Origin of the sequence: Paraburkholderia suaedae (genome assembly GCF_040812055.1) — a bacterium.
Classification (GTDB): domain Bacteria; phylum Pseudomonadota; class Gammaproteobacteria; order Burkholderiales; family Burkholderiaceae; genus Paraburkholderia.
Genome location: NZ_JBFOAH010000003.1, coordinates 92,071 through 110,504, shown reverse-complemented (window position 1 = coordinate 110,504; position 18,434 = coordinate 92,071). Strand labels below are relative to the sequence as shown.

Here is an 18,434-nt window from a genome sequence, read left to right as displayed (position 1 = left end):
TGTGACTGTGCCGACCCATGCGCCTCACACTGAAGCGGTCAGCGAGAGCAGCGACTTCGCGTCCGACCGCATTCTGGCCCGCATCGGACAACTGACCCGCACGCTGCGCGATTCCATGCGCGAGCTCGGGCTCGACAAGCATGTCGAGCGCGCCGCGGAAGCCGTTCCCGATGCTCGCGACCGTCTGAAGTACATCGCGGACATGACCGAGCAGGCGGCCGAGCGCGTGCTCTCCGCGATCGACGTCGCCAAGCCGGTGCAGGAGCAGCTGCAAAAGGACGCGGGCGAACTCGACGCGCGCTGGGAGCAGTGGTACGCGGCGCCGATCGAGCGCGAGGAAGTGCGCGCACTGATGAACGACACGCGCAGCTTCCTGCGCGGCGTGCCCGAGGCGACCAGCGCGACCAATGCGCAACTGATGGAGATCATGCTGGCGCAGGACTTCCAGGATCTGACCGGTCAGGTCATCAAGAAGATCACGGACGTCGTGTACCTGATCGAGCAGCAATTGCTCGGCGTGCTGGTCGAGAACATCGCGCTGGAACGGCGCGAGCAGTTCGCGGCGAACGCGGCGGCGCTGGCAGCCGAGGCATCGCCGACCGGCAGCCCCGAGCATCTGCTGAACGGTCCGCAAATCAATCCGGAAGGCAAGGCGGATGTGATGCAGGACCAGTCGCAGGTCGACGATCTCCTTGCCAGCCTCGGCTTCTGAGGCGGCGGGCGCTTCGTCGCTCGAGCTTGCCGCGCGCAGCTTTCGACACCGCCCGCGCGCGGTTCTATCCGACAGCCATGCGGACGCCGCGCGCGGCCCGGATACATGTCAAGCCGCGTCCGCGCGTGCGCTTGCTGCCTCCCGACACGAACCACAGGGATACTAAGAAACTCGACCAACGGCACCCCTTCCGGCCATGAATATCGCCGGCCGGCGGCACGCCGACCAGGCTCCTTCCCCAGTGCGATCGCAACAGTGCCGTATCATCTGCGTACACGCAGCCGGTTCGCGCGCCTCGCGAGCCTGGCCCTAGTTTGGGAGGAGCATTGTCATGTGGAGTCGTGTACGTCGCGCCGGGATCGTTTCGGCGCTCGCTTTTTTTGGTTCGCTGTCGGCCGTGCAGCCCGCTCACGCGGGACTGGGCGGCGCACCGATGACGCCGCCCACGGACGCGTCGGTTTCTTCCCACGTCGTCCAGCCTGCGGCAAGCGCGGCCGGTTCCGCGCAGGGCGTGATGCGCTCGGCGTCGAGCGCCGCGTCGTCGTCCGCCCCGTCCGCGTCTTATACCGTGCGTGAAACCACGCTCGGCAACGGCACGGTGGTCCGCGAATATGTCGCCGCTGACGGCGCCGTGTTCGGCATCGCGTGGCGCGGTCCGCAAATGCCGGATCTGAACGATCTGCTCGGCACCTATTTTCCGCAATACGTGTCGGGCGTGAAGGCCGTGCGCGCGGCGCGCGGCGGGGGCCACGGCCCCGTCACCGTCGATCAGAGCGGTCTGGTGGTGCATTCCGGCGGCCATATGGGCGCGTTCAGCGGTCAGGCGTGGCTGCCGCCCGCATTGCCCGCTGGCGTCAGCGGCTCCGACATCCAGTAATGGCGAGGACGACCATGCGACCTATCTCTATCGGTATGAATCTCAAAGACCGGCTGCGGGCGGTGTTGGCCATCGCGCTGCTGGCAACACTCGCCGCTTGCGGTGGCGGCGGAGACGGCGACAACTCGAATAACGGCAACTCGAACAATTCGTCGAACGTGTCGAACGGCGGCTCGTTGCCGTCCAGCCCGACCCAGCAGCCGGTCAGCCCGACCGCTGCGAACACCGTGCCGATCACGGTCGGCAAAGGCTTGAGCGGGGTCTTCAACATTCCGTCGGTCAGTGTGACTATTTGCGCGCCCAACTCGACGTCGAACTGCCAGACCATCGACAACATCCAGCTCGACACCGGTTCGTTCGGACTGCGGGTGGCGAGCACGGCGCTGAACACGTCGCTGCTCGGTGCGCTGCCGGTCAGCACCGTGGGCAATAGCAACGCGCAGCTCGCCGAGTGCGCAACCTTCGCCGACGGTTTCACCTGGGGCAGCGTGCGCACCGCCACTATCACGATCGGCGGCAAGACGACGAGCATCGCTGTCCCGATGCAGATCATCGGCGACAAGCCCGCGAGCACGGTGCCTGCGAACGGTTGCGGCAGCGGTCCGGCGGAAAACACGGTTGCCGATCTCGGCGCCAACGGCGTGCTCGGCGTCGGCACCGCGCTCACCGATTGCGGCGCAACTTGCGCGGACCAGGGCACCGCCGCGACCTACAGCAACTACTTCGCGTGCCCGGGCGGAACGTCATGCGCGCGTACCGCGGTTCCGATCGCGCAGCAGATCGCCAACCCGGTCGCTAAGTTCGCGGGCGACAACAACGGCGTGATCGTGCAGATGCAGCCGGTGCCGGATACCGGTGCGCCGTCGGCCACCGGCACGCTGGTGTTCGGGATCAACACCCAGTCCAACAATGGGCTCGGCGGGGCGCAGGTGTTCACCACCGACGCCTTCGGCGACCTCAACAACAGCACCTTCAACGGCACGACGGTGCAGGCGTTCCTCGATTCGGGCTCGAACGCGTACTTCTTCACCGATGGCTCCCTGCCGCAGTGCAACGGCAATTTCGCCGGCTTTTATTGCCCGACGTCCGCGCAAACCCGCTCGATCAAACTGGTCGGCCTCAACAAGGCGAGCACGAGCGCGAGCATCGGCATTCTCAGTGCGGCCACGCTGCTCGGCAACACCGGCAACTACGCGTTCAACCACGTCGCCGGACAGATTGGCGGCAGCACCAGCTTCGACCTCGGTCTGCCGTTCTTCTACGGCCGTCACGTGTACTACGGCTTCGACAACGGCAGCCAGTCGCCTTTCGTCGCCTTCTGACGCGTAGCGCCACGGCGCAAGCCAATGCGAGGCGCCCGCGCGAGAACCGCGCGGGCGCCTCGCGTCATCCGTCGAAATACCCCCCTTTGTCCGCCCTTATCTGCCAATCGCCGCTTGCGTCCAGCGGGAATAATCGCTCTCACTGGAAAGAGGCGCCGTGCCTCGGCCGACTGGAGAGCTTGCGTGGCAGAGGACAGCGACCTCGAAAAAACCGAATCAGCCACTCCCCGGCGCCTGGAAAAGGCGCGCGAGGAAGGGCAGATCGTGCGCTCGCGCGAACTGTCGACGTTCGCGCTGCTGGCCGCGGGGTTCTACGGTGCGTGGGGGATGTCCGGCAGTATCGGCGAGCACTTGCAGAAGATGCTGCGCGCGTCGCTCACGTTCGACCACGCCAGCAGTTTCGAGACCGGCCGCATGCTGACCGGCGCGGGCGCGGTGGGCCGCGAAGGCCTCTACGCGCTGCTGCCGATACTCGGCTTCACCGGCCTCGCCGCGTTGCTCGCGCCGCTCGCGCTGGGCGGGTGGCAATTGTCGACGAAAGGCTTCGAGCCGAAGTTCAGCCGGCTCAATCCGATTGAAGGCTTCGGCCGGATGTTTTCGATCAACGGGCCGATCCAGCTCGGCATGTCGCTCGCGAAGACGCTGGTGGTGGGGATCATCGGCGGCACGGCGGTCTGGAACCGCCGCGAGCAGATCCTCGCGCTCGCCACCGAGCCGCTGAACATCGCGCTCGCCAATTCCATGCATCTGATCGCCGTGTGCTGCGCAATGACGGTAGCCGGCATGTTCGCGGTGGCGGCACTGGATGTGCCGTATCAACTGTGGCAGTTCCACAAGAAGTTGCGCATGACGAAGGAAGAAGTGAAGCGCGAGCATCGCGAAAGCGAAGGCGATCCGCACATCAAGGGCAAGATTCGCCAGCAGCAGCGCGCCATTGCACGTCGCCGGATGATGTCGCAGATCCCGAAGGCCGATGTCGTGGTGACCAACCCGACGCACTTCGCGGTCGCGCTGCAATACGCCGACGGCGAGATGCGCGCGCCGAAGGTGATCGCCAAGGGCGTGAACCTGGTGGCCGCGCGGATTCGCGAACTGGCCGCCGAGCACAACGTGCCGCTGCTCGAAGCGCCGCCGCTCGCGCGCGCGCTGTACCACAACGTCGATCTGGATCGCGAGATTCCCGGCCCGCTGTACGGCGCGGTCGCCGAGGTGCTCGCGTGGGTGTATCAGTTGCGACGGTTCAAAACCGAAGGCGGCGCCGTGCCGGTCGCGCCGACCGAACTCGACGTGCCGGCGGAACTCGACAAGGGCAGCGTATCGGATGACGAAGCCGATCAGGAAGCCGCCGATACATTGAACCCCGTCAATTCCGCTGACGACGACGCTAGAGGAGCCTCCGCATGAACGCTCGCGCCGGTTTCCTCGCCCGACGGCCGGAAGCTTTGAGCAGCACCAATTTGCGCGCCCTCGCCGGGCCGGTGCTGATCTGCATGATCCTCGGCATGATGATTCTGCCGTTGCCGCCGTTCCTGCTGGATCTGCTGTTCACTTTCAACATCGCGCTTTCGGTGATGGTGCTGCTCGTCAGCATGTACACGATGAAGCCGCTCGACTTCGCCGCGTTCCCGAGCGTGCTGCTGTTTTCGACGCTGCTGCGCCTGTCGCTGAACGTGGCGTCCACGCGGGTCGTGCTGCTTGAGGGCCACACGGGTCCGGACGCGGCCGGCCAGGTGATCGAGTCGTTCGGCCACTTCCTGGTGGGCGGCAACTTCGCGGTGGGTATCGTCGTCTTCATCATCCTGATGGTGATCAACTTCATGGTCATCACCAAGGGCGCGGGGCGGATCGCGGAAGTGTCCGCGCGCTTCACGCTCGACGCGATGCCCGGCAAGCAGATGGCGATCGACGCCGATCTGAACGCCGGGCTCATCAACGAAGATCAGGCCCGCAAGCGGCGCGCGGAAGTCTCGCAGGAAGCCGAGTTCTACGGCTCGATGGACGGCGCGAGCAAGTTCGTGCGCGGCGATGCGATCGCGGGTCTGCTGATCATGGTGATCAACATCGTCGGCGGCCTGATCGTCGGGATGGTTCAGCACAACATGGACTTCGCGGCGGCGGGCAAGAACTACACGCTGCTGACGATCGGCGACGGCCTCGTCGCACAGATTCCTTCGCTGGTGATTTCGACTGCGGCGGGCGTGATCGTGTCGCGCGTCGCGACCAACGAGGACATCGGCACCCAGCTCACCGGCCAGCTGTTCACGAACCCGCGCGTGCTGATGATCACGGGCTGTATTCTGGTGCTGATGGGCCTGATTCCCGGCATGCCGCACTTGGCGTTTCTGCTGCTCGGCGGCGGGCTCATCCAGCTCGGCCGCACGATGAGAAAGCGCGCCGTGGAACGCAAGACCAGCGCGGCGCGCGTCGACGTTGCGCCGGCTGCGATGGCCCCGGTGGAGAACACCGAGGCGAGCTGGGACGACGTGACGATGATCGACGCGCTCGGCCTCGAAGTCGGCTACCGGCTGATTCCGCTGGTCGACAAAAACTCGGACGGCGAACTGCTCAAGCGGATCAAGAGCATCCGCAAGAAGTTCGCACAGGAGATCGGCTTCCTGCCGCCCGTCATTCATATCCGCGACAACCTCGAATTGCGGCCCAACGGCTATCGCATCGCGCTCAAGGGGGTCGAAGTGGGCTCGGGCGAAGCGTACCCGGGGCAATGGCTGGCGATCAATCCAGGCCAGGTGTCCGCCGCGCTGCCGGGCACGCCGACGCAAGACCCGGCGTTCGGGCTGCCTGCGATCTGGATCGACACGAATCTGCGCGAGCAGGCGCAGGTCTATGGCTACACTGTGGTCGATTCGAGCACGGTAGTCGCCACGCATCTGAATCACCTCGTGGTGACGCACGCGTCGGAACTGCTCGGCCGGCGCGAAGTGCAGGCGTTGCTCGAACGGATGCAGAAAGACACGCCCTCGCTGGTCGACGATCTGGTGCCGAAGACGCTGCCGCTCACCACCTTGCAAAAGGTGCTGCAGAACCTGCTGGAAGAGGGCGTGCCGATCCGCGACCTGCGCACCATTCTGGAGGCGCTCTCCGAGCACACGCCGAAGATCACCGACGCCCACGATCTCACCGCCGCCGTGCGCCTCGCGCTGGGCCGCGCGATCACGCAGCAATGGTTCCCCGGCACCGGCGACATGCAGGTGATGGGCCTCGATTCGAATCTGGAGCGGGTATTGTCCCAGGCGCTCGCAACCGGTCCGAACCCTGGGTTGGAGCCGGGGCTCGCGAACACGCTGCTCAACGAAACACAGAAGGCGATGACGCGTCAACAGAACCTCGGCCTCGCGCCGGTGCTGCTCGTGCAGCACGCGTTGCGGCCGATGCTCGCGCGCTTCCTGCGCCGCAGCCTGCCGCAGTTGAAGGTGCTGTCGTATGCGGAAGTGCCCGACACGCGCAACGTCAAGGTGGCGAATCTGATCGGCGCGCAGGGGTGAGGCGCGGTAAGGGTCGTTGCGGTTGAGAATCGGCAAACGCAGCCCGCAAACCGCAAACCGCAAACCGCAAGCCGCAAGCCGCAAACCGCAAACCGCAAACCGCAAACCGCAAACCGCAAACCGCAAACCGCAAACCGCAAACCGCAAACCGCCATCGCGGCTTCTGCGGGCGCCCCGTTTGGGCGCCGCTTGTCATTCCGCCGCCTGACTGGCCACCGCTGTGCGCGTCCGCCGCTGCATCCGATCCCACAGAAAGCGCCGCACGCCACCGCTCAGCGAGCCGCCCCCACCCCGTCTGCGCATCGCCTGCACCGGCGTTCCATCGTGCGAATTGCCTACCTTTAACGGTCTTTATCCATCGATCGTCGCTCGACGCCTTTCGCAATAATTGCTCTCAATGTGGAAGCGGTGTGTTGCCGGTCCGTCAGTCCGTCCACCTCGTTGGGGGTCCAGCTTGAACATTCGTAAATTTGTCGGTGCCACCAGTCGCGATGCTCTGCGCCTGGTTCGTGAGGCGCTTGGCCCGGATGCGGTCGTGTTGTCCAATCGCACGATGGACGACGGCAGCGTCGAGATCGTAGCGCTGGCCGACAGCGATCTCGCAGCCATCACGCCGAAGGCTCGCGGTGGCGCAAACGCGGCAAGCGCCGCGTCGACGGGTGCGAACGTTGGACAGTCGCCCCTCGCCGCCCCTCGCGCACTGCCGACCATGCAGGCGAATCCCTACGCGAGCGGCATGCCCGATGTGTTTTCGTCGGTGTTCGGCGCGAGCCCGGAAGCGGGTGCCGGGACGACGTCCGCGAGCACGTCGGTGCGCGCTCCGGCGGATGAAACGCCGGGCACCGCGCTCAAAGCCGCCGCGCCCAAAGCGATGCCCCAGGCAGGGGCCGCCTCGACACACCCGGCGGCGTTGCCGACTGCCGCAGCAAAGCCCGCGCCGGCGCACGGCCAGCAAGCTCGTCGACCGGTTGGACAAGCGCTCGCCGAGCCCGTCTCCGCGGCCACGAGCGCGCGTGCAGCAGCGGCGCGTCTGTCCGACGACATCCGCATAGACCCGCTCAAAGCATCCGGCGCGCCGGTCGCGCCCGATTCGAGGGCCGATTCCCGGGCCGATTCCAGGGCCGATGGCGCGGCATCGCGCACGATGGCCGAATCGAACCCGTGGCTGATCGACCACGCGCGCCGCGTGGCGGCCGAACAGCAGGAGCAAGGCGAATACAGCGCACGCGCCGCCGCAATGACGCCGTCGGTCGCGACCGCCAAGGGGCTCGGCGCCGTCGAGCTCGCCCGACCCGCCGCGCAACCGTCGCGTGCCGTGCCCGCGACCGAGACCCACGAATGGGCCCGCGAAGCCGCGCAAGTCGCCGCACGCCGCAGCGCACAGAAGCAAGCGCCCGTGCAGGCCGGTGGCGCGGACACCCGCCCGTCCGCGTCGGTCGCCGACGCGATCAAGTCGCGCATGGAACAGTTGGTCAACGACACCGTGATGAACGAGCTGTCGTCGATGCGCGGGATGATGGAAGAGCATTTCGCCGGCCTGCTGTGGGGCGAGCGTCAACGCCGCAACCCGTCGCGCGCCGCGCTCACCAAGCATTTGTTCGCCGCGGGCTTTTCCGCGCAGCTCGTGCAGATGATGATCGACAACCTGCCCGAGGACATCGACACGAAGGACGGCGGGATGGACTGGGTGCGCTCCGTCCTCGAATCGAACCTGCCGGTGATGGAAGACGAAGACGCGCTGATGGAACGCGGCGGCGTCTTTGCGCTGATGGGCCCGACGGGCGTCGGCAAGACGACCACCACCGCCAAGCTCGCCGCGCGCTGCGTGATGCGCTTTGGCGCCAGCAAGGTCGCGCTGCTCACGACTGACAGCTACCGAATTGGCGGCCACGAGCAGCTACGCATCTTCGGCAAGATTCTCGGTGTGTCGGTGCACGCGGTGAAAGACAGCGCCGACCTGCAACTCGCACTGTCCGAGCTGCGCAACAAGCACATCGTGCTGATCGACACGATTGGCATGAGTCAGCGCGATCGACTCGTGTCGGAGCAGATCGCGATGCTGTGCCGCGCCGGTCAGCCGGTGCAGCGCCTGCTGCTGCTCAACGCGACGAGCCACGGCGACACGCTCAACGAAGTCGTGCAGGCCTATCAGCGTGCGCCCGACCAGCAGCCGCTCGCCGGCTGCATTCTGACCAAGCTCGACGAAGCGACCAATCTGGGCGGCGTGCTCGATGCGGTGATCCGCTACAAGCTGCCGGTGCACTACGTGTCGACCGGGCAGAAGGTGCCGGAAAACCTGTACGTTGCCACCAGGAAATTTTTGATCAAGAGCGCCTTCTGCATTCCGCGCGATAACTCGCCGTTCGTTCCGCACGACGACGACATCCCGGCGTTGCTGTCGGCATTGTCAGCGCGTTCGACCGCCGAGCTGCACGAGGTTCGCTTTGGATAAGCTCGTCTCCGATCAAGCCGAAGGCCTGCGGCGGCTGCTCGCCCGCAGCGGCGCTCGCGTGATCGCCGTGACGGGGGGACCAGACGGCGTGGGATGCACGACCGTGGTGGTCAACCTCGCCGCCGCGCTCGCCCAGCAGGGCAAGGACGTCCTCGTGATCGACGAGTGCGCAGGCAACAGATCGGTGAGCGCGATGCTCGGCGGCTTGCGCGGCGCGGGCAATCTCTCCGCCGTGGTGCGCGGCGAAATGACACTCGAGGACGCCGCCGCACGGCACGCGCTGGGGTTTTCGGTGCTGGCCGCGTCGCGCGAGACATGCGAAAGCCACACGCTCCAGCAGTTCAACGCGTTGCTCGGCGCTTCGACGGACATCGTGCTGATCGACGCGCAACTCGACGAGCAAGGCCATCTGTCGTCATTCGCACGGCAGGCGCACGACGTGATGATCGTCACGCGCGTGTCGGCGCAAGCGATCACCGACGCCTACGCGTGCATGAAACGCCTGCACTACGCGCACGCGATCGCGCAGTTTCGCGTGCTGACCAACTACGTCCAAAGCGCAAGCGACGCGCATAAGACGTTCACCAATCTGGCCGGCGTGGCCGGGCGCTACCTGACGGTCGCGCTGGGAGACGCCGGCTGCGTTGCCGCCGACGCCCGGATAGCGCGAGCCGTGGAGTTGTCGCGTTGCGTCGTGGATGCCTTCCCGTCGACGCCGGCTGCGCGCGATCTGCGGCAGCTCGCCGCCGAATTGCAGTACTGGCCGATGCGGCCGGCGATGTCGTCGAAAACGCCACGGATGGCGCCAGCGACAGTCACAGCGGCGCAGCACGCCGACCAACCGTCCGCGCAGCACGCCTGAGAGGCGGCATAAGGACAAGGGGAAGCACGATGTATAACGCCCAGGGAAAGATTTCCCAAGCCGAAGTTCTGACGAAGTACGCACCGCTCGTGCGTCGCCTCGGCTTGCAGCTCGTCGCCAAGATGCCGGCGAGCGTCGATCTCGACGATCTTATTCAGGCCGGCATGATCGGTTTGCTGGATGCCGCCGGCCGCTACAAGGAAGATCAGGGCGCGCAGTTCGAGACCTATGCCAGCCAGCGGATTCGCGGCGCGATGCTCGACGAGTTGCGTAGCAACGACTGGTTGCCGCGCAGCTTGCGGCGCACTTCGCGCGAAGTGGAAACGGCGGTGCACAAGGTAGAACAGAGCCTGGGCCGCTCGGCAAGCGAAACCGAGATCGCCGAGCATCTGCAAATGCCGCTCGACGAATATCAGTCGATGCTGCAGGACCTGCACGGCAGCCAGTTGATCTACTACGAAGACTTCGACCGTTCCGCCGACGACGAACCGTTTCTCGACCGCTACTGCGTGGACCATTCCGATCCGCTTTCGGCGCTGCTCGACGACAGCCTGCGCTCGGCGCTGGTGGAAGCGATAGACCGGCTGCCGGAACGCGAGAAACTGCTGATGTCGCTGTACTACGAGCGCGGCATGAACCTGCGCGAAATCGGCGCGGTGATGGAAGTCAGCGAGTCGCGGGTGTGCCAGTTGCACAGCCAGGCCGTCGCGCGGCTGCGCACGCGGCTAAGGGAAATGACCTGGGCGAACGCCGAGGCCAACTGAACCGTCGGGCAGCGTTAGACAGGCGGTGCGCGCTGCGCGCGGCTTTGCTCATGCGTTGGCCATCTCGTGTTCGGCGGCCAGCGCGAGAAATGCCGAGCGCGACATGCCGCGCGCCTGCGCGTACGCGTCGATCTCGTGCACCAGCACCTCCGGCAGCGAGATGTTGATGCGGATCGCCTTCTTCAACGCCGGAATGTTGCGCGTTGTCACGAAACCCCATGTGAAGCCCGCGAGCTCAGGATTGAGCCGATGCTCGTCGAGCGAGCGCCGCTCGGGCAGCGGCATGCCTTCGTCGATCAGCGTCTCGAGATGCGCTTCGATGGCTTCTTTGGCGTTTGCGTAGGCTTCTTCCAGCGTGTTGCCCGCAGAGTGGCAACCAGGAATGTCGGGCACGACCACGCCGAACGCGTGCTGCTCGTCTCCGGGCTCGATTGCGATCGGGTAAATCAGGTTCTTCATTTCAGGCCTGCCTGTTTGAGAATGCTGTTCAGGGTGCCGGGCGGCAGATCCTTTTTCGGATGCGGGATGGTCACGAGACCGGGCTTTACCGCGTGCCGGAAATGATGGTGGCTGCCCGATATCCGGACGAGCCGCCAGCCTTCGGTGTGGATCAGGTTGACGACCTCGGCGCTGTTCATATTGCACGCCTTGGACTGTACACACAATTACACAACGCCGCTAGAGGTGGAGCTTTGCTTATGGACGCGCCGAGACACTGCCGCAACGGCAATGGGCAAAGCTCGATAGGGGGTTGTCATTTCAACGCGGCGCGGCGTTATGCGTCAGTCAGCCAGATGGCTAACGTTGAGGTCGTCGGAGCGACGCGAGCGGAGATAAAGCGAAGAAGTCGCGGCAGCAAGAACGCGAAAGGCCCGTCATCGACGGGCCTTTCGGTCATGCTGGGTTACACGCCGGTCCACGTGGCCGGCAATCACCAAGCGCTAATCTTCAGAGCGCCGAATGCGCCGGAACGCGGCCATCGGGCCCGTAGAAGCCGGCTTCGCGCGGCGGCACGTTCACCTGCAGGGCGGCCAGCGCCCGCTGGTTGTAGCTCATGCGCACGCGGATCAGTTCACCGTTGCTGGTGTTGGCGCGGCGGGCGCGCTCCGCCGCTTTTTGCAGCAGGGTCCATTGCTCGGCGATCCGCGCATCGGTGCTGGCCACCAGCTCCATGCCGGGCCAGCCGGCCGGAAAGCCCAGTTCCGCCAACTGCGCGTCGCGCGCGGCTTCGAGCGTGGCGAGCACGCCGATCAGTTGGGTCTTCTTCTCGACGACCGCAGGCAACTGCTCCAGCGGCGACAGCGCGGTCAGCGCCTTCGATTCGAGCGTCAGAACGGAGGCGAACGCCTCGACGGTCGAATATTCCTCGATCAAGGTGGCAAGCAGGGCGTCTTTCATTTCAACAACTCGCTAGGCACTGCGGCTCGCGCATGACTCGCAAGCCGGATTTGTCGACCGCCGATCGGCACTGCACCGCACTGCGAAGTGCCGATTAATTGCCGGTCGAGGAGCTTTGGGTCTGGAGCAGATCGCGTGCCGTCTGCAAGACGCCGTCCGCGATCTTGCCCGAGTCGATTTGCAGCGTGCCGTCCTTGATGGCCTGCTTGATCGACTCGACGCTTGCCGTGTCGATGTCCGCCGAGCCGGATGTCGCCAGGCTGTGCAAGTGCTGCGACAGTCCGGACAGGCTCACGCTCGCGTCGCCCGACGCGCCGGCGGAGGCCGGCGCGGCCGCGCTCGCGCCCGGCCCGGTGCTGGCCGCGGGCTGAGCCTCGCCTTGCTGCGAGCGGGATAAGCCGTCTTTCAACGTCGGGGGATTGGAACTGGTTGTGGAATCGACTTTCACGATGAGCTTCCTGAACGATTTGATCCTGATAACGGCAACCGTCGTTCAAAACTTTAGCGCAATCGCCCCACGCCGGACCTTGCTTGTCCGAGTGATCTGGCTCCATCGACACACGTTCCGCCGCAGCCGCCACCACGGCCTCTAGCGGCGCGACCGCAAGGCCGGGCAGCCGGTTCACAGCGCAATCTCCACCGTCGCGCCGTCCTTGGCGATGCCTGAGACGATCTGTCCATTCGCGGTCTTCACGCGCACCTGTTGCCCCGGTGACGCGTTGTTCATCGCGCTGCCCTCGGACGAGATCGAGAAGCCGTCGCCAGCTGCCACAACCCGCACGGTCTGGCCGATCGCGATCGCCGACGCGCTCTTGAGCATGTCGCGGCGCAGCGGCATGCCGCCCGCAATCCGCGCGAGCGAGACCGAGCCGATCGCCTGCGACGGGTCGGTGACGATCGCTTGAGGCAAGCCGGTCAGGTCACCGTCGCGCGCGACGAGGTCGGCTGCGCTGAGCACTTCGCCTGGCGCCATCGCGCGCGCAGCCAGATAGTAGGTGGCGTGCAGCGAGACGCGCGCCTGCAGGTAAATGGTCCACGGCCGCTCGCCTGCACAGCGCACGCCGACGGTCGTGCGGCCCCAGAGGCGCGCGCCGCTCGGGAGGAACGCTTCCAGCGCGGTGCAGGCGCTCAGGCCGCGCGGAAAGGCCGGCGCGACGGTGATCTCGATCTTGCCGGGCAAGCCGGCGGACTGCTGCTGCAGGAAGGCGAGGGCGGCCGCGTGAATCGCCTCGGGGTCCTGCTGGCCGGGCAGCGGGGCGGCCTGAGCGACGGCGGCGGCCTGCATGTTCTTCTGCGCGATTGCGACCGCGGGCGCAGGCTGACGCACGGTCGGCGTTACGGCGATCGTGGGACGGCTTTGCATCGTGGCCGCGCTCGCGACCGGCTTGCCATTCGCGCCGAATTGCGGCGGCTCGCCGCGCGACGCGAGGCTGTCGATAGCGCTGCTTTGCGCGGCGCCCGCGGCACCCGCGGCGCTGGCGGCGACCGGCTGCACGCCGGCGGGATTCGCCGGCGCGGGCGTTGCCACCAACACGGGCACGACGGCGCGCGAGGCCGGCGCGGCGTTCCCGCGCGCGCCATCGGCCGATGCGCCGGCACTGCGCGGCGCGGGAATCGTGACGACCCCGTTGGCGTCCGGTTGGAAGCTGCTGCGAATCATCGCCGGTGCGGCGGCGGGTTCATTCGCGCCCGCAATCACGATCGCGCCGTTCATGCCCGCAGCGCGCGCGAACGGATCGGCATCGCGTGGCGCCGGCCCGCGTCCGATCGACTGCGCGGTGGCGGCCGCCAGCGTTGCGGCCGACGCCGCACGCTGCGACGGCGTCTGCATCTGCTGTGCGATTTCGGCGAGCGCGCCGGGGTTCTTTTCAGCCGGGCCCGCAATCACGATCGGACCGCCGCTTTCCTGCGCCTGGCTCGCGCCCGGCAGCACGATGGCGCCCGCGAGCCACAGCGCGACGCTCACCACCCGCCGCGTCAAAAGGCGCGACGTGGGGCGCGGCGCGAAGCGCGGAGCCAGCCGCATGGCACGCGCCGGCCGGCCGGCGCGCAAGCCCGCACGATTTGCCGCCGCGCGGCTCGCACGCTGCGGCAAATCGGAAGTGGGCTGGTCCATCACGGTTCTCCATGGAATGCATCGGTACGCCTTGCATTCTAGTGAGCACCCCCCCTGCGCAAACGTTGAATAGAAGCCCCCTTTCCCGGTTATTCGTCCGATTGCCGCTTGCGTTCGGCCCATAAGATGCACTTCATGCAAAAAGGCCTTCCTGGTCGCTGCAGTGTTCGAGCGAGGCAGTCACGGGAAGCCTCGGGGAACCGTCTCGGGAGATTTCCATGCTGGACAAACTCGATGCCGAATTCGCTTTCGGCCGCCAGGCGCTGGATGTGCGCGCTTACCGGCAGGAGCTGCTGTCGTCGAATATCGCCAACGCCGATACGCCGGGCTACAAGGCGCGCGACGTCGATTTCGCTTCCTCGCTGGCCGGGGCGCTGAAGAAGACGGGCGCCAGCACCGCCGGCCAAGGCGCAGCGAACCACGCGACGCTCCCCATGACCCAGCCGGCCGGCGTGACGAGCGGTATGTCGATGGCTTCGACCGAGCCGGGCCACATGGCCGGCAAGGCCACGCTCGCCGCGACGGGCGGCTCGCCCGACGACTACGGCAACCTCGCCTACCGGGTTCCGACGCAGCCTGCGCTCGACGGCAACACGGTGGACATCGACACCGAGCGCGTCCAGTTCGCCGACAACACGCTGCACTTCGAATCGGGCATGACGGTGTTGTCCAACCAGATCAAAACGATGCTCGCGGCGATCACGTCGGGCGGCTAGTAACAGGACATGCGGGCATGCGGCAGCAGATCCAACCGCAGACGGCGCAGCACGCACGAACAAATCGCTACGGGACTTAATTGAAGCCGGTTCGCGCCGGCAGGAGAGGTCAGGAAACCATGCCATCCCTGATGAACATTTTTAGTGTTGCAGGCTCCGCGATGTCCGCGCAGTCGCAGCGGCTCAACGTGACGGCGTCGAATCTCGCCAACGCGGACAGTACCACGGGGCCCGACGGCCAGCCGTACAGGGCCAAGCAGGTCGTGTTCGCGGTGGACCCGCTGGGCGGTGCGCGCTCGGCCTCGGGGCAGCAGGTCGGCGGCGTGCAGGTCACCGGCGTGGTCGACGACCCTTCGCCGATGAAAACGGCCTACGAGCCGGGCAATCCGGCTGCCAATGGTGACGGCTATGTGACGCTGCCCAACGTCGACCCGGTGCAGGAAATGGTCAACATGATCTCGGCCTCGCGTTCCTATCAGGCCAACGTCGAGACGCTGAATACGGCCAAAGCACTGATGCTCAAAACGCTGACGATCGGAACCTGAGGAGACCGCCTTGACCACCAACACCACCATCGGCGGCAGCGGCACGACCGTTTCGCAAACGCTGCTCGACACCATGAACGGCGCGAGCAGCAGCACGAGTTCGACCGGCTCGACCGGCTCGACCGGCGGCACGTCGCCCGCCGATCTGCAGAACACCTTCCTGCAACTGCTGGTCGCGCAGTTGAAAAACCAGGACCCGACCAACCCGATGGACAGCTCGCAGATGACCTCGCAGCTCGCGCAGATCAGCACGGTGCAGGGCATCAGCCAGTTGAACACGTCGCTCACCTCCCTGTCGACGCAGCTTTCCGCCGGCCAGCAATCGCAGGCCGCGCTGCTGATCGGCTCGACCGTGCTCGCGCCGGGCAACTCGATCTCGGTGGCGAGCGGCAAAACCGGCAGTTTCGGCGTGCAGTTGGCGAGCGACGTGAGCGACCTGCAGGTCGTCGTCAAGAACTCGGCCGGCACCATCGTCAACACGATCGATCTCGGCAAGCAGTCGGCCGGCACGATTCCCGTGGGCTGGACGCCGACCGACACGGCGGGCAACACGCTCCCCGATGGCAACTACACGATCACCGCCGCGGGCACGATCAACGGACAGCCGGCGACGGCCGCCACGCTGACCGGCGCTACGGTGCAAGGCGTCGTCACACAGAGCACCGGCAGTGCGGGCCTCGTGCTGTCGAATGGTTCGACGGTCGGCTTGACCAGCGTCGCCGCGATCCTCTGATTCACGATCAATCGATTACGACTATCCCGATACGGAGAACGTCATGGGTTACCAACAAGGTTTGAGTGGTTTGTCGGCGTCGTCGAGCGATCTCGACGTGATCGGCAACAACATCGCCAATGCCAACACGGTCGGCTTCAAGAGCGGCACTGCGCAATTCGCCGACATGTACGCCAATTCGGTGGCGACCACCGTGAGCCAGCAGGTCGGCATCGGCACGAGGCTCGCGGAAGTCCAGCAGCAGTTCTCGCAAGGCACGATCACCACGACCGACCAGGCGCTCAATGTTGCGATCAACGGCAATGGCTTCTACCAGATGAGCAACAACGGCACGCTGACCTATTCGCGTAACGGCGTGTTCCAGCTCGACAAGAACGGCTTCATCACCAATGCGCAAGGCCTGCAGCTGATGGGCTATGGGGCGAGCAACGGCGGCGTGATCAACACCGCGCAAACCGTGCCGCTGCAGGTGCCGACCGCGAATATCGCGCCCTCGCCGACCACCAAGATTGCCGCCGCGCTGAACCTGAATGCGCAGGACAATCTGATGCTGGGCACGCCGACGGTAACGCCCGCCGCGATCGCTGCGCTGACCTCCAGCGGCGTGTCAATCACTAACGGCGCCTCCGGCACGAACGCCGACAACTACACGATCAGCTTCACCGCTCCGGTGGCCCCGAGCACCATCCCGACTTACACGGTTGCGGACACTACGGCCGGCACTCCTCCGGTCACCGGAAACTACACCGCGGGCACCGCGATCCCGCTCGGCAACGGGCAAACCATCAGTTTCACCGGCGCAGCGGTGGGCGGCGAGAGCTTCAACGTCACCCCCGCGCCGATCGCGTTCAATCAGAACAGTTCGACAACCTACAACTTTTCGACCAGCACGACGGTCTACGACACGCTTGGCGGCTCGCAGCAGCTCAACATGTACTTCGCCAAGTCCAGCGCCGGTACGTGGAATGTCTACGCGGGCGTGTCGACCGGTGCTGCAACGCTGGTCGGTCAGGCGAGCTTCAATTCGTCGGGTACGCTGACCGGCACGACGCAGGCCACCCCCATCGTTCCTCCGCCCGCCCCGCCCGCGTCCCCGTTCACGTTCGCCGCAACCGCCACGCCGTTCCAGTTCAACCTCTCAGTCCCCACGAGCGACGGATCGGCGACGCCGCAGAACCTCACACTGAACATTGGCGGCACCACGCAGTTCGGCGGCAAGGACGGCGTGAACAACCTGCAGCCGGACGGCTTTGCTGCGGGCACGCTGACCGGCTTCACGGTCGCGAGCGACGGCACGCTGACCGGCAACTACTCGAACGGCCAAACCTCGGCGCTCGGGCAGATCGTGCTGGCGAACTTCGCGAATCAGAACGGCCTCGTCGATCTGGGCAACAACGAGTACGGCGCGACGTCGGCGTCGGGCGTGGCGCAGATTTCCACGCCGGGCTCGACAAACCACGGCGTGCTGCAAGGCGGCTCGGTAGAAAACTCGAACGTCGATCTGACGAGCGAACTGGTGAACCTGATCACCGCGCAACGCAACTATCAGGCGAACGCGCAGACGATCAAGACCCAGCAGACCGTCGATCAAACCCTGATCAACCTGTAAGCGACCGGGACCCATCATGGATCGGCTGATCTACACCGCGATGTCGGGCAGCGCCCAGGCGCTCGAACAGCAGGCGGTCGTCGCGAACAACCTCGCGAATGCATCGACCACGGGCTTTCGGGCGCAACTGGAGACTTTCCGTGCCGTGCCGATGTCGTTCGGCGATGGCAGCTCGATCAACGACAACACCACCCGCACCTTCGTGCTGTCGTCCACGCCGGGCGCCGACTATACGCCTGGGCCGATCCAGCAGACCGGCAATCCGCTCGACGTAGCGATCCAGGGTCCGGGCTGGCTGTCGGTGCAGACCGCCGACGGCAACGAGGCCTATACGCGCGCCGGCAATCTGCATGTCGACGAGAACGGTCAACTGGTGAACGCCACGAATCAGGTGGTGCTTGGCAACGGCGGTCCGGTGTCGGTGCCGCCGGGTGCGCAGATCACGATCGGCAAGGACGGCACGGTATCCGCGTTGACGCCGGGCGATCCGCCGACGGCCGTGGTGACGGTCGATCAGCTGAAGCTGGTCAATCCCGACCCGCAAACCCTGACGCGCGGCGACGACGGCCTGTTTCGCACTGCCGACGGCAATCCCGCCGACGCCGATCCGGCCGTCACGCTGGCGCCGGCTTCGCTCGAGGGCAGCAACGTGAATCCGGTCAGCGCGATGGTGTCGATGATCACCAACGCGCGCCAGTTCCAGATGCAGACCAAGCTGCTCGAAAACGCTGACAAGAACGATCAGTCTGCGAACCAGTTGCTGACTTTTAGCTAGTGGGACAGGAGTCGGCGCTGAAGCGCTAAGTCCGGTCGACCGCAACAGGT

Annotated in this window: 18 protein-coding genes; 13 read left to right on the top strand and 5 right to left on the bottom strand. The window is 65.9% G+C overall.

From position 1 onward, the window contains the following. The first annotated feature begins 1 nt into the window (after nucleotide 1). The 8 genes from cheZ to ABQJ48_RS05970 all read left to right on the top strand — a co-directional run bounded on the left by cheZ (nucleotide 2) and on the right by ABQJ48_RS05970 (nucleotide 10,492). Entirely contained in the window at nucleotides 2-712 is a 711-nt protein-coding gene (gene cheZ, locus ABQJ48_RS06005) for a protein phosphatase CheZ (protein WP_367836682.1), read from the top strand. 331 nt (nucleotides 713-1,043) lie between these two features. Then, nucleotides 1,044-1,589 (top strand): DUF2844 domain-containing protein, encoded by a 546-nt coding sequence (locus ABQJ48_RS06000; protein WP_367836681.1) that lies wholly within the window; start codon nucleotides 1,044-1,046, stop codon nucleotides 1,587-1,589. 14 nt (nucleotides 1,590-1,603) lie between these two features. Further along, entirely contained in the window at nucleotides 1,604-2,911 is a 1,308-nt protein-coding gene (locus tag ABQJ48_RS05995; RefSeq protein WP_367836680.1) for a DUF3443 domain-containing protein, read from the top strand. Nucleotides 2,912-3,094: 183 nt separating this feature from the next. Beyond that, entirely contained in the window at nucleotides 3,095-4,315 is a 1,221-nt protein-coding gene (gene flhB / locus ABQJ48_RS05990; RefSeq protein WP_367836679.1) for a flagellar biosynthesis protein FlhB, read from the top strand. Further along, nucleotides 4,312-6,414 (top strand): flagellar biosynthesis protein FlhA, encoded by a 2,103-nt coding sequence (gene flhA, locus ABQJ48_RS05985; RefSeq protein WP_367836678.1) that lies wholly within the window; start codon nucleotides 4,312-4,314, stop codon nucleotides 6,412-6,414. Before flhB ends, flhA begins: the two co-directional genes overlap by 4 nt. Before the next feature lie 454 nt (nucleotides 6,415-6,868). Continuing rightward, nucleotides 6,869-8,866, top strand: a complete 1,998-nt coding sequence (flhF, locus tag ABQJ48_RS05980) for a flagellar biosynthesis GTPase FlhF (protein WP_367836676.1) — start codon at nucleotides 6,869-6,871, stop codon at nucleotides 8,864-8,866. Continuing rightward, complete coding sequence (locus tag ABQJ48_RS05975; protein ID WP_367836675.1) at nucleotides 8,859-9,728, top strand: MinD/ParA family ATP-binding protein; 870 nt, start codon at nucleotides 8,859-8,861, stop codon at nucleotides 9,726-9,728. Before flhF ends, ABQJ48_RS05975 begins: the two co-directional genes overlap by 8 nt. A 29-nt stretch (nucleotides 9,729-9,757) precedes the next feature. Continuing rightward, on the top strand, nucleotides 9,758-10,492 hold the full coding sequence (locus ABQJ48_RS05970; RefSeq protein WP_367836674.1) for an RNA polymerase sigma factor FliA: 735 nt from the start codon (nucleotides 9,758-9,760) through the stop codon (nucleotides 10,490-10,492). Between the two features lie 48 nt (nucleotides 10,493-10,540). Here ABQJ48_RS05970 and ABQJ48_RS05965 read toward each other — a convergent pair whose 3' ends face one another. The 5 genes from ABQJ48_RS05965 to flgA all read right to left on the bottom strand — a co-directional run bounded on the left by ABQJ48_RS05965 (nucleotide 10,541) and on the right by flgA (nucleotide 14,006). Next, nucleotides 10,541-10,951 carry a type II toxin-antitoxin system HicB family antitoxin gene (locus ABQJ48_RS05965; protein ID WP_367836673.1) on the bottom strand — a complete coding sequence of 137 codons (411 nt, stop codon included), beginning with the start codon at nucleotides 10,949-10,951 and terminating at the stop codon, nucleotides 10,541-10,543. Then, on the bottom strand, nucleotides 10,948-11,130 hold the full coding sequence (locus tag ABQJ48_RS05960) for a type II toxin-antitoxin system HicA family toxin (protein WP_367836672.1): 183 nt from the start codon (nucleotides 11,128-11,130) through the stop codon (nucleotides 10,948-10,950). The genes ABQJ48_RS05965 and ABQJ48_RS05960 overlap by 4 nt, the downstream gene beginning before the upstream one ends. A gap of 310 nt (nucleotides 11,131-11,440) precedes the next feature. Then, nucleotides 11,441-11,890, bottom strand: a complete 450-nt coding sequence (locus ABQJ48_RS05955) for a flagella synthesis protein FlgN (RefSeq protein WP_367836671.1) — start codon at nucleotides 11,888-11,890, stop codon at nucleotides 11,441-11,443. A gap of 94 nt (nucleotides 11,891-11,984) precedes the next feature. Beyond that, nucleotides 11,985-12,338: a flagellar biosynthesis anti-sigma factor FlgM gene (gene flgM / locus ABQJ48_RS05950; RefSeq protein ID WP_367836670.1), complete on the bottom strand. Its 354-nt coding sequence runs from the start codon at nucleotides 12,336-12,338 to the stop codon at nucleotides 11,985-11,987. A gap of 174 nt (nucleotides 12,339-12,512) precedes the next feature. Further along, nucleotides 12,513-14,006 carry a flagellar basal body P-ring formation chaperone FlgA gene (gene flgA / locus ABQJ48_RS05945; protein WP_367836669.1) on the bottom strand — a complete coding sequence of 498 codons (1,494 nt, stop codon included), beginning with the start codon at nucleotides 14,004-14,006 and terminating at the stop codon, nucleotides 12,513-12,515. A gap of 218 nt (nucleotides 14,007-14,224) precedes the next feature. Here flgA and flgB point away from each other — a divergent pair, with 218 nt between their 5' ends. The 5 genes from flgB (at nucleotide 14,225) to flgF (ending at nucleotide 18,384) form a co-directional block, all read left to right on the top strand. Further along, nucleotides 14,225-14,722, top strand: a complete 498-nt coding sequence (flgB, locus tag ABQJ48_RS05940; protein WP_367836668.1) for a flagellar basal body rod protein FlgB — start codon at nucleotides 14,225-14,227, stop codon at nucleotides 14,720-14,722. 119 nt (nucleotides 14,723-14,841) lie between these two features. Continuing rightward, nucleotides 14,842-15,267: a flagellar basal body rod protein FlgC gene (gene flgC / locus ABQJ48_RS05935; protein ID WP_367836667.1), complete on the top strand. Its 426-nt coding sequence runs from the start codon at nucleotides 14,842-14,844 to the stop codon at nucleotides 15,265-15,267. Nucleotides 15,268-15,277: 10 nt separating this feature from the next. Continuing rightward, the gene (locus tag ABQJ48_RS05930; protein WP_367836665.1) at nucleotides 15,278-16,000 is read left to right on the top strand and encodes a flagellar hook assembly protein FlgD; all 723 of its coding nucleotides are present in this window, start codon (nucleotides 15,278-15,280) and stop codon (nucleotides 15,998-16,000) included. Nucleotides 16,001-16,043: 43 nt separating this feature from the next. Beyond that, nucleotides 16,044-17,609 (top strand): flagellar hook-basal body complex protein, encoded by a 1,566-nt coding sequence (locus ABQJ48_RS05925; RefSeq protein WP_367836663.1) that lies wholly within the window; start codon nucleotides 16,044-16,046, stop codon nucleotides 17,607-17,609. A 16-nt stretch (nucleotides 17,610-17,625) separates the two neighbouring features. Then, on the top strand, nucleotides 17,626-18,384 hold the full coding sequence (flgF, locus tag ABQJ48_RS05920; protein ID WP_367836661.1) for a flagellar basal-body rod protein FlgF: 759 nt from the start codon (nucleotides 17,626-17,628) through the stop codon (nucleotides 18,382-18,384). Nucleotides 18,385-18,434: the final 50 nt, after the last annotated feature.

What these genes read in the sequence shown, in the direction of transcription:
- ABQJ48_RS06000 (WP_367836681.1), top strand. Translation starts at nt 1,044, where the DNA reads ATGTGGAGTCGTGTACGTCGCGCCGGGATCGTTTCGGCGCTCGCTTTT.
- ABQJ48_RS05995 (WP_367836680.1), top strand. Translation starts at nt 1,604, where the DNA reads ATGCGACCTATCTCTATCGGTATGAATCTCAAAGACCGGCTGCGGGCG.
- flhA (WP_367836678.1), top strand. Translation starts at nt 4,312, where the DNA reads ATGAACGCTCGCGCCGGTTTCCTCGCCCGACGGCCGGAAGCTTTGAGC.
- ABQJ48_RS05970 (WP_367836674.1), top strand. Translation starts at nt 9,758, where the DNA reads ATGTATAACGCCCAGGGAAAGATTTCCCAAGCCGAAGTTCTGACGAAG.
- ABQJ48_RS05965 (WP_367836673.1), bottom strand. Translation starts at nt 10,951, where the DNA reads ATGAAGAACCTGATTTACCCGATCGCAATCGAGCCCGGAGACGAGCAG.
- ABQJ48_RS05960 (WP_367836672.1), bottom strand. Translation starts at nt 11,130, where the DNA reads ATGAACAGCGCCGAGGTCGTCAACCTGATCCACACCGAAGGCTGGCGG.
- ABQJ48_RS05955 (WP_367836671.1), bottom strand. Translation starts at nt 11,890, where the DNA reads ATGAAAGACGCCCTGCTTGCCACCTTGATCGAGGAATATTCGACCGTC.
- flgA (WP_367836669.1), bottom strand. Translation starts at nt 14,006, where the DNA reads ATGGACCAGCCCACTTCCGATTTGCCGCAGCGTGCGAGCCGCGCGGCG.
- flgB (WP_367836668.1), top strand. Translation starts at nt 14,225, where the DNA reads ATGCTGGACAAACTCGATGCCGAATTCGCTTTCGGCCGCCAGGCGCTG.
- flgC (WP_367836667.1), top strand. Translation starts at nt 14,842, where the DNA reads ATGCCATCCCTGATGAACATTTTTAGTGTTGCAGGCTCCGCGATGTCC.
- ABQJ48_RS05925 (WP_367836663.1), top strand. Translation starts at nt 16,044, where the DNA reads ATGGGTTACCAACAAGGTTTGAGTGGTTTGTCGGCGTCGTCGAGCGAT.
- flgF (WP_367836661.1), top strand. Translation starts at nt 17,626, where the DNA reads ATGGATCGGCTGATCTACACCGCGATGTCGGGCAGCGCCCAGGCGCTC.